Source organism: Vibrio sp. V01_P9A10T6, from assembly GCF_963877065.1.
GTDB lineage: Bacteria > Pseudomonadota > Gammaproteobacteria > Enterobacterales > Vibrionaceae > Vibrio > Vibrio anguillarum.
Genome location: NZ_CAWNTB010000210.1, coordinates 1 through 14,747, shown reverse-complemented (window position 1 = coordinate 14,747; position 14,747 = coordinate 1). Strand labels below are relative to the sequence as shown.

The 14,747-nt window shown below is 44.4% G+C and carries 16 protein-coding genes; 14 read left to right on the top strand and 2 right to left on the bottom strand.

The window, feature by feature from the left end; all coding sequences use genetic code 11:
* On the bottom strand, positions 1 to 1,678 hold a 1,678-nt coding region (gene rne, locus AACQ21_RS16315), incomplete at its 3' end, for a ribonuclease E (protein ID WP_105976768.1).
* A gap of 615 nt (positions 1,679 to 2,293) precedes the next feature.
* Here rne and rluC point away from each other — a divergent pair.
* Entirely contained in the window at positions 2,294 to 3,241 is a 948-nt protein-coding gene (gene rluC / locus AACQ21_RS16310; RefSeq protein WP_029189776.1) for a 23S rRNA pseudouridine(955/2504/2580) synthase RluC, read from the top strand.
* Positions 3,242 to 3,347: 106 nt separating this feature from the next.
* Here the strand turns inward: rluC and AACQ21_RS16305 are convergent, their stop codons facing one another.
* Entirely contained in the window at positions 3,348 to 3,932 is a 585-nt protein-coding gene (locus AACQ21_RS16305; RefSeq protein WP_105976767.1) for a Maf family protein, read from the bottom strand.
* Positions 3,933 to 4,078: 146 nt separating this feature from the next.
* Here AACQ21_RS16305 and yceD point away from each other — a divergent pair, with 146 nt between their 5' ends.
* The 13 genes from yceD to AACQ21_RS16240 all read left to right on the top strand — a co-directional run bounded on the left by yceD (position 4,079) and on the right by AACQ21_RS16240 (position 14,643).
* Complete coding sequence (gene yceD / locus AACQ21_RS16300) at positions 4,079 to 4,603, top strand: 23S rRNA accumulation protein YceD (protein ID WP_010319120.1); 525 nt, start codon at positions 4,079 to 4,081, stop codon at positions 4,601 to 4,603.
* A gap of 33 nt (positions 4,604 to 4,636) precedes the next feature.
* Positions 4,637 to 4,807: a 50S ribosomal protein L32 gene (rpmF, locus tag AACQ21_RS16295; RefSeq protein ID WP_010319119.1), complete on the top strand. Its 171-nt coding sequence runs from the start codon at positions 4,637 to 4,639 to the stop codon at positions 4,805 to 4,807.
* A gap of 9 nt (positions 4,808 to 4,816) precedes the next feature.
* On the top strand, positions 4,817 to 5,842 hold the full coding sequence (gene plsX / locus AACQ21_RS16290; RefSeq protein WP_017042562.1) for a phosphate acyltransferase PlsX: 1,026 nt from the start codon (positions 4,817 to 4,819) through the stop codon (positions 5,840 to 5,842).
* A gap of 5 nt (positions 5,843 to 5,847) precedes the next feature.
* Positions 5,848 to 6,798: a beta-ketoacyl-ACP synthase III gene (locus AACQ21_RS16285; protein WP_010319117.1), complete on the top strand. Its 951-nt coding sequence runs from the start codon at positions 5,848 to 5,850 to the stop codon at positions 6,796 to 6,798.
* A 63-nt stretch (positions 6,799 to 6,861) separates the two neighbouring features.
* The gene (gene fabD / locus AACQ21_RS16280; protein WP_105976766.1) at positions 6,862 to 7,785 is read left to right on the top strand and encodes an ACP S-malonyltransferase; all 924 of its coding nucleotides are present in this window, start codon (positions 6,862 to 6,864) and stop codon (positions 7,783 to 7,785) included.
* 19 nt (positions 7,786 to 7,804) lie between these two features.
* Positions 7,805 to 8,539 (top strand): 3-oxoacyl-ACP reductase FabG, encoded by a 735-nt coding sequence (gene fabG / locus AACQ21_RS16275; protein WP_026027249.1) that lies wholly within the window; start codon positions 7,805 to 7,807, stop codon positions 8,537 to 8,539.
* Between the two features lie 234 nt (positions 8,540 to 8,773).
* Positions 8,774 to 9,007: an acyl carrier protein gene (gene acpP, locus AACQ21_RS16270; protein ID WP_014204679.1), complete on the top strand. Its 234-nt coding sequence runs from the start codon at positions 8,774 to 8,776 to the stop codon at positions 9,005 to 9,007.
* A gap of 90 nt (positions 9,008 to 9,097) precedes the next feature.
* A complete protein-coding gene (gene fabF, locus AACQ21_RS16265; RefSeq protein WP_026028275.1) occupies positions 9,098 to 10,342 on the top strand; it encodes a beta-ketoacyl-ACP synthase II in 1,245 nt (414 codons plus the stop codon).
* Between the two features lie 77 nt (positions 10,343 to 10,419).
* A complete protein-coding gene (gene pabC, locus AACQ21_RS16260) occupies positions 10,420 to 11,217 on the top strand; it encodes an aminodeoxychorismate lyase (protein WP_105976765.1) in 798 nt (265 codons plus the stop codon).
* Entirely contained in the window at positions 11,214 to 12,230 is a 1,017-nt protein-coding gene (mltG, locus tag AACQ21_RS16255) for an endolytic transglycosylase MltG (protein ID WP_105976764.1), read from the top strand. The genes pabC and mltG overlap by 4 nt, the downstream gene beginning before the upstream one ends.
* Positions 12,227 to 12,871 carry a dTMP kinase gene (tmk, locus tag AACQ21_RS16250; RefSeq protein WP_105976763.1) on the top strand — a complete coding sequence of 215 codons (645 nt, stop codon included), beginning with the start codon at positions 12,227 to 12,229 and terminating at the stop codon, positions 12,869 to 12,871. The genes mltG and tmk overlap by 4 nt, the downstream gene beginning before the upstream one ends.
* 9 nt (positions 12,872 to 12,880) lie before the next feature.
* Complete coding sequence (holB, locus tag AACQ21_RS16245) at positions 12,881 to 13,867, top strand: DNA polymerase III subunit delta' (RefSeq protein WP_105976762.1); 987 nt, start codon at positions 12,881 to 12,883, stop codon at positions 13,865 to 13,867.
* Positions 13,858 to 14,643: a TatD family hydrolase gene (locus AACQ21_RS16240; protein WP_105976761.1), complete on the top strand. Its 786-nt coding sequence runs from the start codon at positions 13,858 to 13,860 to the stop codon at positions 14,641 to 14,643. The genes holB and AACQ21_RS16240 overlap by 10 nt, the downstream gene beginning before the upstream one ends.
* Positions 14,644 to 14,747: the final 104 nt, after the last annotated feature.

The following is a 14,747-nucleotide window of genomic DNA, read 5'->3' as shown; positions in this document are numbered from 1 at the left end:
GTTCAACAGCGATCTCTTTGACTGGAACCGCTACCTCTGCTTTAGGTGTTGGAGCTGGAATAGTTTGTGCTGGAGCAGCAAACCCTTTCAACGCTGGTTCTTCAATGCGTTTTGGTTTGAAATCGATATCTGAGCTTTCTTTACCTTCTGCTTCTTTCAGTGCTTCTAGTTTCATTGGCACTAAGTAAGAGAGTATTTCTTGCTCTTCCCCTTCACGGACACGGATCACTTCAAAATGAGGCGTTTCCATTTCAGAGTTAGGGACAATGGTGATCTCGACTTCTTGAATGCGTTCAATATGATTGATTGAGCGACGTTTTTCATTGAGTAGATAAGATGCAATAGGAACGGGAACCACCGCCATAACTTGAGCGGTATTATCTTTTAGTGCTTCTTCTTCAATGAGACGTAAAACAGAGAGCGCAAGAGATTCATTATCACGAACCACTCCGGTACCAGAGCAGCGTGGGCAGATATGGTGACTTGCTTCGGCAAGTGATGGGCTCAAGCGCTGACGCGACATTTCTAACAAGCCAAAACGTGAAATTCGGCCAATTTGTACGCGAGCACGATCTAGGCGTACGGCATCGCGTAAACGGTTTTCTACTTCACGTTGGTGACGAACAGGAGTCATATCGATGAAATCGATAACCACTAATCCGCCCAAATCGCGCAGACGTAATTGGCGAGCAATTTCATCGGCTGCTTCTAAGTTGGTGTTAAGCGCCGTCTCTTCAATATCGCCGCCTTTTGTTGCACGAGCAGAGTTGATATCAATTGAGGTCAATGCTTCGGTTGGGTCGATAACAATAGAGCCACCAGAAGGCAAACGCACTTCACGCTGGAAAGCCGATTCGATTTGGCTTTCAATTTGGTAATGGCTAAATAGGGGTACTTCACCGTCGTATTTTTTTACACGACTCACGAAGTCAGGACGCACCAAACGAATGTGCTCAAGGGCACGTTCATAAATAGTGTTGCTATCAATTAGAATTTCACCAATGTCACGACGCAGATAATCACGAATTGCGCGTACAATGACGTTGCTCTCTTGGTGAATAAGTAGCGGTGCAGGACGCAAATCGGAAGCCTGTTTGATTGCGCTCCAGTGATTGAGCAAAACGTTTAAGTCCCATTCTAGCTCTTCCGCACTTTTGCCCACACCTGCAGTGCGAACGATAAGGCCCATGCCTTGAGGAAGCTCTAAACTGCTCAATGCGGTTTTTAATTCGGTACGCTCATCGCCTTCGATACGGCGTGAAATACCACCGGCACGAGGATTGTTTGGCATAAGAACTAGGTAGCTACCAGCAAGAGAAATGAAAGTGGTCAACGCAGCGCCTTTGCTGCCTCGTTCTTCCTTTTCAACTTGGACAATAACTTCTTGGCCTTCTTTAAGCGCTTCTTTGATGTTTGGACGGCCTTGGTAAGTGTAGCCATCAGGGAAGTATTCGCGGGCAATTTCTTTGAGAGGAAGGAAACCGTGACGTTCAGCGCCGTAATCAACAAATGCAGCTTCTAAACTCGGTTCAACACGGGTGATACGTCCTTTATAGATGTTCGCCTTTTTAGATTCATGCCCTGGACTTTCGATGTCTAGATCAAAAAGTCGTTGGCCATCAACCAGCGCGACACGCAACTCTTCTTTTTGAGTTGCGTTAATTAGCATTCTTTTCATTTAAAAATCTCGTTATCTTTCTTTAGTTTTGATTATTGGACTTGTTGCTGGGTTTCGTTTTCACGGTGCCAGATCCCATGACTAAAAGGTGCAGCCTCCCGGCTGGAGGGGATGCTCTAGGGCACTTCAGTTATCGCACGCACACGATTGCCTGCGATCCGCGTATTGGCGGAAAATACTCAACATGAAATGACGATGAGTAGAGCAACAAGATAGCTTCGCTCAATAGTGTCTTACGCCATGTGCAGCACATTGACGCTTAGCAGTCTACTCACTATTTTGCTCAAAAATGGACGGTAAAGAATAAAAAATCACCGAATCATTCATTGCAGCTGTGAACTATAGCAGTGACAGGTAAACACAGCAATCTGCTTTGTTATGAACAGGTCAAAAAAATGAGAATAGGTCTAAAAGTTAGATGGCTAATTTAATGTTTATCAAAGAGTTTTAGTTGTTAAAGTAAGAATTGTAATGGGTAATATTTAATTTTATCCACAGTCACATTTCAATTGGTGTAATTCTCGCCAATTTGCCATTAAACAGCAGATGAAAATATTCTTTTTTGTGGCGAAGAAAATGTGAATTTAAACAATTTACAGTGGTACAATGGCGCCCATGAGTGAAATTAGAACCCAAGTCCAGCTCATCGATATCGATGAAGATATGGCTGGTCAACGCATTGACAATTTTTTGCGTAACCAATTAAAAAACGTTCCCAAAAGTATGGTTTACCGAATCCTGCGCAAAGGAGAGGTTCGTGTAAATAAAAAACGCATCAAAGCAGAATATAAGTTATCGGCTGGTGATGTGGTGAGAATACCACCAGTGACTCTCGAACAGTCGGATCAAGAGAGCAACACACCCAATACCAAATTGAGTAAAGTCGCCGAGCTAGAACACTGCATTATTTTTGAGGATGAGCACTTACTTATTCTGAATAAACCTTCCGGTACGGCTGTTCATGGTGGGAGTGGTTTGAAATTTGGCGCAATTGAAGCGCTGCGGGCATTGCGCCCAGAAGCTCGCTTTTTGGAATTGGTGCACCGTATCGATCGCGATACTTCGGGCATTTTATTAGTGGCTAAAAAGCGCTCCGCGTTGCGCCATCTCCAAGCCCAGTTTAGAGAAAAAACGATTCAAAAATATTACTTTGCTTTAGTTATGGGGCAATGGAAAAGCAGTTGTAAAGTCGTGAATGCGCCACTATTGAAAAATGAAGTGAACAGCATTGTGCGAGTCAATCCAAACGGTAAAGCATCGGAAACGCGCTTTAAGATCCTTGAACAGTTTGCACAAGCAACTTTGGTGCAAGCCAGTCCGATCACTGGCCGTACTCATCAGATCCGCGTTCATACTCAGTATACAGGGCACCCGATTGCGTGGGATGATCGTTATGGTGACCGCCGTTTTGACGCATATACCGCACAGTTTGGCATTGACCGATTATTCTTACACGCGGCCAATATTCGTTTTATTCACCCTTCGACAGAGGCGTTAATGGACATTAATGCACCACTCGATACTCAACTAGAGCAAGCATTAGTCAAATTGAGAAACGCTTAAGGCCAGCTTTCATTCGCTAACGAGTAGCAACATAGTAGAAACATAAAGTAATGGTCGAAGTCATGGTATAAAAGTGAGCGCAGATCAAGGCGCTCACTGTTAATCATTATCCTAAAACGGTAATGCCTTGAGACTCAAGCATTGAGACTAGCTTAATTAATGGTAACCCAACCAAACTATTAGGGTCATCACCTTCTAAACGTTCAAAAAGTGCAATGCCTAGGCCCTCACACATAAAGCTGCCTGCGCACTGTAGTGGCTGTTCTTTTGCCACGTAAGCCGTCACCATCTCGGTAGATAAAGAGCGAAAATGAACCGTGAAGGGTTCTATGGTGACCATGCATTGACCAGAGACTGAGTTGTAAACCGCAAGCCCAGTATAAAAAGTGATGGCTTTTCCACTTTGTTTGAGTAACTGCTTAATGGCTTGTTCTTGAGTATGAGGTTTGCCAATAATCTCACCGTCAATCACGCAAACTTGATCAGAACCGATGACTAAACTGGGTTGGTTTGGATAGCAAGATCTTGCTTTCGTTTCAGCTAAACGAGTCACCAGATCTTGTGCGGACTCACTAGATAACGGAGTTTCGTCGCAATTAGGCGAGCAGGTAACAAAAGGTAAATCCAGCTTTTTAAGTAATTGCTGCCGAAACGGCGAAGTAGATGCTAAAACTAGTTGGTAATTTTGCATTTTGATTTAGAATTGCTGCGAATTTTACCGCAGCATATATCAATCAGACATGCTGTACATAATTCTCTCAGTGGAAAGGGGAAAAAACGAACTTTTTTGCCTTTTTCTTTGACTAAAACCGATTTGGAAGATAATATTCGCGCCCTATGCAAAAGGTAAAAATACCGCGATCGATTGATCCGGCTAAAGCAGCTCAAAAACGACTTGATTGTGATGGTATCATCCAACTCAGTCTTTTTAAGCGTTTAGAAGAATCAGTCGCAGGCGTTAAACGCGACGCACAAGTCTCATTGTCATTTGGGCTTGATGAACAGCGACTAGTTGTTATCTCTGGTAAAGCTAACATCTCTGTCGATTTAGAGTGTCAACGCTGTAACAAGGTTTTCGCACATGAGTGCGAAGTCCAATTCAAGTATACTCCTTACTTGGGGAGTAAAACGGATGAAGACGCACCGGAAGAGTACGATTTGGTAGATCCGAATGAGTACGGTGAGATCGACCTTGTACAATTAGTTGAAGACGAGTTCATCATTAATTTGCCACAAGTAGCAATGCACGATAGAGCGGAATGTAGCGTTAATTCAGACAATTTAGTATTTGGTGAACTTCCAGAAGAACTAGCGGAAGAAAAGCCGAATCCATTTGATGTTTTAAAAAACTTAAAACGATAATTCGTTATAGGTTAAGACAAAGGAGTAGGGTCAATGGCCGTACAAAAGAGCAAAAAATCACGCGCACGTCGTGGCATGCGTCGTTCACATGATGCGCTAACTACATCTGCACTATCTGTAGATGCGACTTCAGGTGAAACTCACCTACGTCACAACATGACTGCTGACGGTTATTACCGTGGCAAAAAGGTTATCAGCAAGTAAGGTTGACCTTTGCAATATTTAACCGTTGCACTTGATGCAATGGGCGGGGATTTCGGTCCTCGCGTAACAGTGCCTGCCGCCGTGCAGGCACTGTCGCATTTCCCAGAGCTCAAAGTGATCCTCGTTGGTGATCAAGTTTTGATCACACATCAATTATCTCAATTAGGTTATGAACTTAATACTCGCTTGAGTATTTTGCACAGTGACCGCGTTATTTCTAACTCCGAAAAACCTTCTCTGGCCTTACGCAATAGTGCTGGAAGTTCAATGGGCATAGCAATTGACCTAGTTTCTGATAGCCGTGCTGATGCTTGTGTCAGTGGTGGTAATACAGGTGCACTCATGGCGTTATCTCGTTTTCGTCTGAAATTGCTGCCCGGCATTGATCGTCCTGCATTAGTTTCGGCGTTGCCGACGGCTTCAGGTCAACGCACTTGGATGCTGGATTTGGGTGCGAACGTATCAAGTGATGCAGATTCTCTGTTTCAATTTGCTGTCATGGGGAGTGCGCTGGCCGAACAGCATTTAGGTCGTTCTGCAAAAGTTGCCATCCTTAATATTGGTGCGGAAGAGATTAAAGGGAATGATTTAGTGAAGCGTTGCGCTGAAATGCTGAATCAAACTCAGGCCGTCAACTATATCGGCTATATCGAAGGTAATCAGTTGTTGGATGATGTCGCTGATGTGATTGTTTGCGATGGTTTCGTCGGTAATGTTTGCCTGAAAGCATGTGAAGGCACAGCACAACTCTTTATTGATAAGTTAAAAAGCCAACTTTTGGGCTCATCCATAAAGGGTTGGATTGCACGAAAACTGTTTTCTTCATTATTTACTGAACTAAAAACATTGAACCCCGACCAGTATAACGGCGCAAGTTTGTTAGGATTGCGCGGCATTGTCATAAAAAGTCATGGAAGTGCTGATGTACTCGCCGTCGTGAATGCGATTTCCGAAGCGGTACACGAGGTCAAACGACAAGTCCCCAGCCGTATAAGCGATCGTTTGGAAGCGGTTTTACTCGAGAGGCATTATTAGTCTTCATGTATAGCAAAATTTTAGGTACTGGCAGCTACTTGCCATCTCAGGTGCGTACCAACGCAGATTTAGAGAAAATGGTAGAGACAAGCGATGAGTGGATTATTGCCCGTACTGGTATTCGTGAGCGCCGCATTTGCGCGGAGAATGAAACCGTTGCGGATATGGCTTTCTATGCAGCGCAAAATGCCATTCAAATGGCCGGCATTGATAAAAACGATATTGATCTGATTATTGTTGCAACAACCAGCAGTAGCCATGCATTTCCTTCGGCGGCATGCCAGGTGCAAGGTAAGCTTGGCATCAAAGGATGTCCCGCTTTTGATTTAGCGGCGGCCTGTTCGGGTTTTGTCTATGGATTATCGATTGCAGATCAACACATCAAATCGGGTATGTGTAAAAACATTCTTGTCATTGGTGCTGATGCCTTGTCTAAAACCTGCGATCCAACAGACCGCTCGACAATCATTTTATTTGGTGATGGCGCAGGCGCCGTCATTATTGGTGCAAGTGAAGAGCCAGGAATTTTGTCGACTCATATCTATTCTGATGGTGAGTTTGGTGAGCTCTTGAGTTTACCTGTTCCAGAGCGTGGTGGTGATGCGGATAAATGGCTCTATATGGCGGGTAATGAAGTCTTTAAAGTGGCAGTGACGCAACTCTCTAAGCTTGTTAAAGATACGCTTGCTGCCAATAACATGCACAAATCAGAATTAGATTGGTTAGTGCCTCATCAAGCTAACTATCGCATTATTTCCGCGACCGCGAAAAAACTATCGATGTCACTTGACCAAGTCGTAATAACGCTTGATCGCCATGGTAATACGTCTGCTGCTACCGTCCCAACCGCGCTCGATGAAGCTGTACGAGATGGTCGAATTCAACGTGGTCAAACGTTATTGCTTGAAGCCTTCGGTGGTGGTTTTACTTGGGGCTCGGCACTCGTTAAGTTTTAAGCGGATAGATTTTTATTTTAAGGGGTTGGTTCAACCTCTTGTTTTTACTTAAGGAAACAAACAATGAGCAAGTTTGCTATCGTATTTCCAGGTCAAGGCTCGCAATCAGTTGGTATGCTTGCAGAACTTGGTCAGCAGTATGATGTCATTCAACAGACATTTGCCGAAGCTTCTGAAGTGCTGGGTTATGATTTATGGGCATTGGTACAAAATGGCCCGGTAGAAGATCTTAACCAAACCTCTCGTACTCAACCGGCATTACTCGCTTCTTCTGTTGCCCTTTGGCGGCTATGGCAAAGCCTAGGTTTAGAGCAGCCAGTCTTGCTTGCTGGCCATAGCTTGGGTGAGTATTCCGCACTGGTGTGTGCAGGTGTAGTTGACTTTAAGCAAGCCATCAAATTAGTAGAGCTGCGCGGTCAGTTAATGCAAGAAGCCGTTCCGGCAGGCGTAGGTGCGATGTCGGCTATTATCGGTCTTGATGATGAGCTGATAGCAAAAGCGTGTGAAGAAGCCGCTCAAGGTGAAGTGGTTTCACCGGTTAACTTTAATTCGCCAGGCCAAGTTGTCATCGCAGGCAATAAAGATGCAGTTGAACGTGCGGGTCAGTTATGCAAAGAGGCCGGAGCAAAGCGCGCGCTGCCATTGCCAGTTTCTGTTCCTTCTCACTGTGCTTTAATGAAGCCAGCAGCAGACAAGTTAGCGGTTGCATTACAATCGATTGAATTTCATGCACCACAAATTCCGGTTATCAACAATGTGGATGTAATAGCAGAAATTGATCCGGCCAAAATTAAAGATGCGTTAGTTCGTCAACTATACAGCCCTGTTCGTTGGACGGAATGTGTACAGTTGATGAGTGAGCAAGGCATAGAAAAGCTGCTTGAAGTTGGCCCTGGCAAAGTTTTGACAGGCCTGACTAAGCGCATTATTAAATCGCTTGAATCAGCAGCAGTGAATGACATTGCTTCACTTGATGCCGTTAAGTAATCAAAGGAAAGAATAGATGATGAACCTAGAAGGCAAAATTGCTCTCGTGACTGGCGCAAGCCGTGGTATTGGCCGAGCGATCGCTGAATTATTAGTTGAACGCGGTGCAACAGTGATCGGCACGGCTACTAGCGAAAGCGGTGCAGCGGCAATCAGTGAATATCTTGGTAATAATGGTAAAGGCCTAGCGCTGAACGTGACGGATGTGGAATCTATCGCAGCGACGCTGAAAACCATCAATGACGAGTTTGGCGTGATCGACATTCTGGTGAATAACGCCGGGATTACTCGTGATAATCTATTAATGCGCATGAAAGATGATGAATGGTCAGATATTATTGATACCAATTTAACGTCTATCTTCCGCTTATCGAAAGCGGTGCTACGTGGCATGATGAAAAAGCGCAATGGTCGCATCATTAATGTGGGCTCTGTTGTCGGTACTATGGGTAACGCTGGTCAAACCAACTACGCAGCGGCAAAAGCGGGCGTAATTGGCTTTACTAAGTCTATGGCTCGCGAAGTTGCATCTCGTGGTGTGACGGTTAACACAGTTGCGCCAGGTTTTATCGAAACAGATATGACAAAAGCGCTGAATGATGACCAACGTACTGCTACACTAGCCCAAGTGCCAGCTGGCCGCTTAGGCGATCCACGCGAAATTGCGTCGGCAGTGGTATTTTTAGCTTCTCCAGAGGCTGCCTACATTACGGGTGAAACTTTGCACGTAAATGGCGGGATGTACATGGTATAAGTTGGTTTTTGAACGTTATTGATGAAATAAAGGCTTTGCTATTGTCAACAACGTGTAAAACTTGCTAACTATATGCGCAACATTTGTGCATGATTTAAGTCAAAAATGGTCTTAATTTCGGTTAAAATCGGTAAAATTGTGGTTTGACCAGCAATGACCCACTTGCAACTTTCCCTAGTTAGAATAAACTACGGAACCATCGCATTAGGCGAAATCTGTAAAGGAAAAGAAAACATGAGCAACATCGAAGAACGCGTAAAGAAAATCATTGTTGAACAGCTAGGTGTAGACGAAGCAGAAGTAAAGAATGAAGCTTCTTTCGTAGAAGATCTAGGTGCTGATTCTCTAGATACAGTTGAGCTAGTAATGGCTCTAGAAGAAGAATTCGATACTGAAATTCCAGATGAAGAAGCTGAGAAGATCACTACTGTTCAAGCTGCAATCGACTACGTAAACAGCGCTCAGTAATATCTCTCCCCAGGCGGCCCTCTGGCCGCCTGAGTTTTTCTAACTCTTCTATACCTCTCATAGAACTTTTCAACTCCGGAGAATATGATCGTGTCCAAGCGTCGTGTCGTTGTCACTGGCATGGGTATGTTGTCACCGGTAGGCAACACTGTAGAATCTTCTTGGAAAGCCCTGCTAGCTGGTCAAAGCGGTATCGTTAATATCGAACATTTTGATACCACCAATTTTTCAACTCGTTTTGCAGGTCTAGTCAAAGACTTTAACTGCGAAGAGTATATGTCTAAAAAAGATGCCCGTAAGATGGATCTCTTTATCCAGTACGGTATTGCGGCGGGTATCCAAGCACTTAATGATTCTGGTATCACAGTAACTCCAGAAAATGCCCCAAGAATCGGTGTTGCTATCGGCTCTGGTATTGGTGGTCTTGATTTAATTGAAACTGGCCATCATGCCTTGGTAGAAAAAGGCCCACGTAAAGTGAGCCCGTTCTTTGTACCCTCAACGATTGTCAACATGGTTTCAGGCAACTTGTCTATCATGCGTGGTCTTCGTGGTCCAAATATCGCTATTTCTACCGCATGCACAACAGGTTTACATAACATTGGCCATGCGGCACGTATGATTGCATACGGTGATGCCGATGCGATGGTGGCGGGTGGTGCAGAAAAAGCATCGACACCACTTGGCATGGCGGGTTTTGGCGCAGCAAAAGCATTGTCTACGCGTAATGATGAACCGCAAAAAGCGTCTCGTCCTTGGGACAAGGGCCGTGATGGCTTTGTTCTAGGCGATGGTGCGGGTGTCATGGTTCTTGAAGAATATGAACATGCTAAAGCACGCGGTGCGAAGATTTACGCTGAGTTAGTTGGCTTTGGTATGTCTGGTGATGCTTATCACATGACTTCACCAAGCGAAGACGGTTCAGGCGGTGCGTTAGCGATGGAAGCCGCGATGCGTGATGCGGGCGTAACAGGTACTCAAATCGGTTACGTCAACGCGCATGGTACTTCGACTCCAGCTGGTGATGTTGCGGAAATTAAAGGTGTTAAGCGCGCTTTAGGTGAAGAAGGTTCGAAACAAGTTCTTGTCTCTTCTACTAAATCGATGACTGGTCATTTGCTAGGCGCGGCTGGTTCTGTTGAAGCCATTATCACCGTTATGTCATTAGTTGACCAAATTGTTCCACCAACCATTAACCTTGATGATCCAGAAGAAGGTTTAGGCATTGATCTTGTTCCACACACTGCCCGCAAAGTGGAAGGTATGGAATATGCAATCTGTAACTCTTTTGGTTTTGGTGGTACAAACGGCTCGTTGATTTTCAAAAAAATCTAATGATTGTGGTTGTGACACTTGAGTTTGAACGGCTTGATGCTTAGCATTGAGCCGTTTCTTTTTGTGGGGTAAGCACGATGTTTTGGGTAAATGGACAACCTAGTGACACTCTATCTCTTACTGATCGCTCTTTTCAGTATGGGGATGGTTGCTTCACAACGATTCTCGTTTGCGATGGTGAGCTTCAATATTGGGATATGCACGTTGAACGCATGGAATCTTGTTTGCGGTGTTTAGCTATTCCCGTCCCTGATTGGCGGCAAGTTGAACATTGGCTCTCAACGATCGTTCCTAGTACCGCAAAATCCGGTGTGAAAATTCATATTAGCCGCGGACAAGGTGGTCGGGGTTATAGCTCTGCTAACGTTGGCGATTCTCAAGTCACTATCAGTACCTTTGAGTATCCAGCCCATTATGGTCAGTGGATAGCTGATGGTATCGAGCTTGGTGTTTGCCAACAGCGGATGGGACTCTCGCCATTATTGGCGGGTCACAAACATAACAATCGACTAGAACAAGTCTTATTAAAGTCAGAGATGGATGCAAAAGGGTACGCTGACGGCATCGCGCTAGACATCAATGAGCATGTCATAGAAACTACGGTTGCAAATATTTTTTGGGTGTCAGGGGGTAGGTTATGTACGCCAAGCTTAGACAATGCAGGCGTAGCTGGGGTTATTCGTCGTGTATTATTGGCGGCGGCTACCGATCTCAAGGTTGAGGTGAGAGCATTCTCATTAGAAGAGTTATTGTCGGCAGATGAAGTGTTTATTACTAACTCCTTATTAGGCGTTGCGCCTGTCACGGCAATTGCAAATACGATTTTCCCTATTGGTAAAATAACACGCTATTTTCAGGAGCGTTTTAACTCGTGATTAATCGAATTCTCGTTGTATTACTACTGATCATTATCGCCGTTGGAGCTGGATATTTCTACATTGAGCGACAGGTAGATGCTTATTTAGAACAGCCTCTATCGCTTCCTTCATCGCAAGTCGTGACCATAAAATCCGGTACGAGCCTTAATGGCGTATTAACGCTGTTGAATGAGAAAAAATGGATAACGGATTTTTCGATGTACAAGTTAGTGCGACGTCTGCATCCTGAAATAACCAAAATTAAGGCGGGAACTTACCAAGTACAACCCGGAGATCGATTGATCGATCTCTTAAGTGACGTGATATCTGGTAAAGAGCATCAGTTCTCTATTACCTTTGTCGAAGGGAGCCGCTTTAATGAGTGGCGAGCTCTGCTTGCACAAACCGAAGGCGTGACAAACACGATAGCTGATTTGGCAGAAGCCGACATTGCCCAAAAATTAGGCATTGAGCAGCAAAAGCTTGAAGGATTGTTTCTAGCGGAGACTTATCATTTCCCTTTTGGAACGACCGATCTTGAGATCCTAAAAAGGTCCAATAGACGTCTTGAGAAAATACTCGATCAACATTGGGCCAATCGCCAGCCAAATCTGCCAATTAAAACGCCTTATGAAGCGTTGATTTTGGCGTCAATTATTGAAAAGGAAACGGCTATTGCTTCAGAGCGAGGGCGCATTGCCTCCGTTTTTGTCAATCGACTCAATAAACGGATGCGGCTGCAGACAGATCCTACGGTCATTTACGGGCTTGGCGATGCCTACGATGGCAATCTTCGTAAAAAAGACTTAAGAACACCGACGCCATTTAATACTTATACTATTTTTGGTTTACCTCCTACGCCTATTGCGATGGCGGGGGAAGCCTCAATCAAAGCGGCATTAAACCCAGAGCAGAGTAATTATTTGTATTTTGTTGCCAGTGGCTCTGGTGGACACGTTTTTTCTAAAACATTGAATGAACATAATCGCGCTGTTCGCGCTTATTTAAAACAGTTAAGAACCCAGTCATGAATGCTAAATTTATTGTTGTAGAAGGTTTAGAAGGCGCAGGAAAAAGCACTGCTATTCAATCCATTAGAGAAACACTTATTGAGTTCGGCGTGACAAACATCACTCATACTCGTGAGCCGGGTGGGACTGTTTTAGCAGAAAAAATGCGCGTCTTAGTCAAAGAAGAGCATGAAGGTGAAGTGCTTCAGGATATGACTGAGCTGTTATTAATGTACGCCGCTCGTGTTCAATTGGTTGAAAATGTGATTAAGCCTGCACTTGCGGCTGGTTCGTGGGTGGTAGGTGATCGCCATGATATGTCCTCTCAAGCCTACCAAGGTGGTGGGAGGCAAATTCCGTTAGAAACTATGCAAAACCTTAAAAAGGTAACGCTAGGTGATTTTAAGCCAGATTTTACTCTCTATTTGGACCTAGATCCGAGCATCGGTTTAGAAAGAGCCAGAGGTCGAGGTGAGCTTGATCGTATCGAAAAAATGGATATTGGTTTTTTTGAGCGCACGCGTGAACGTTACCTTGCCCTAGCTAAGGAAGATAAAAGCGTGGCTGTGATTAATGCTGAACAAACAATAGAAGCGGTGGCATTCTCTATCAAAGCAGCGTTAACCCAGTTTCTAGAAACCAATATGCTAGAGAGAAACTAGGGCTAAACATTGAGTAACAAATTAATGATAAATGATCTGTATCCTTGGTTAGAAGGCTATTGGCTTCAGTGGCAAACCAGCCTCAATAACCAGCAGTTCCCTGCGGCAAGCTTACTCATTTCTCCCTCAGGACTGGGCGCTGAACGGCTCATTGAGAAGTTGAGTGCAGCAGTGATGTGTTCGCACAGCCATTCAGAAGCGTGTGGGTTTTGTCATAGCTGCGAATTGATGGAGTCTGGTAGTCACCCTGATTTTCATCTGATCTCGCCTGAAAAAGAGGGGAAGGCGATTACCGTTGATCAAATTAGGCAATGCAATAAGTTGGCTCAAGAATCGGCGCAGCTTTCTGGTGCTCGCTTTATCGTTATTAATCCCGCCGATTCCATGAATGAATCAGCAGCGAATGCACTGCTCAAAACGTTGGAAGCTCCGGGGCGCAATTGTTTTTTCTTACTTGTCGCCTCTCGTATCAACCCATTACTCCCAACCATTATCAGTCGCTGTCAAAAAACGGTGCTGACACCACCGAGCAGTGAACAAGTCTCGCATTGGTTAAGTGAACAGACATCGCAACCTGTCCCTCCTTATGCGGCGCATTTAAATGGTTATTCACCACTAAATACGTTGGCGTTTGTTCAATCGGGAGAGTTAGCAAAATATCAGGCTTTTGAGCAAAATATTGCTCATTGCTTAACCGATGCCAGTGCCGATATTTCCGCTTGTGTGAAGCAGATTAATGAGGCGCCTACCCAATATTTGGCTTGGTTGTGGACCATGTTGACCGATACGCAAAAGGTACAATTTGGCGTGGTTGAACAGCAGCAGCTTCCTATTAGCCTTCGATTAGCAAAACAGATCAGCTACCCAGTACTTTATCGCCAAACCAAGGCATTAACTCGTTTAATGGAAGAACTAAAGACGTTTAGTGGGCTCAATAGCGAGCTACTGATCAGCGATTGGCTATTTAACTTTAATGATGAGAAAACATGTTTGTAGATTCGCACTGCCACTTAGATAAACTTGATTACGATACGCTCCATATCGATGTTGCTGATGTAGTAGAAAAAGCTCGTCAAGCCAATGTTAAGCAATTGCTTTCTGTTGGCGTAACGCTGGATTCTTTTGAACCAATGTTAGAGCTTATTCAGCCCTTTGATAATGTTCATGCTTCTTGTGGTGTTCATCCACTTGACGTTGAAAGTCATTTTGAATTGACCCGCTTCCATCAATACGCGAGTCATCCCAAAGTGGTGGCGATTGGCGAAACGGGGCTAGATTATCACTATCAGCCGGAAACGGCTGAGTTACAGAAGTTACGGTTTTCACAGCACATTGAAACCGCTGTTGCCCTTAACAAACCTTTGATCATTCATACACGGAATGCCCGGGCTGATACTCTTGAAATGCTCCGTGATGGTGGGGCAGAAAGGTGCGGTGGTGTTATCCATTGTTTTACTGAAGATCTTGCCTTTGCACAAGCCGCTATGGAGCTTGGCTTTTATATTTCTATCTCAGGAATTATCACGTTTAGACAAGCGACAGAATTGAAAGAAGTTGTGAAGGCGCTGCCCTTGGAACGCTTGCTGATTGAAACTGATTCCCCTTATCTTGCGCCGGTTCCACACCGTGGTCAGCAAAATCAGCCAGCCTACGTTGTTGAGGTTGCTGCTTATATTGCACAGCTAAAAAATCTGTCATTAAAAGAAATTGAAGAAAAAACGACCGAAAATTACCAAAATCTTTTTTTGCGACGGAAAGTTGAATTGTCGTGAGAAATGCGTGTAAGACGGCGTTTTTTATCAAGTTAGTGTGATAATTAACAACTTATTACCTTGTTTACTTAATCTGTTGAAAAAATAAGCTTGAAAGTTAAAAT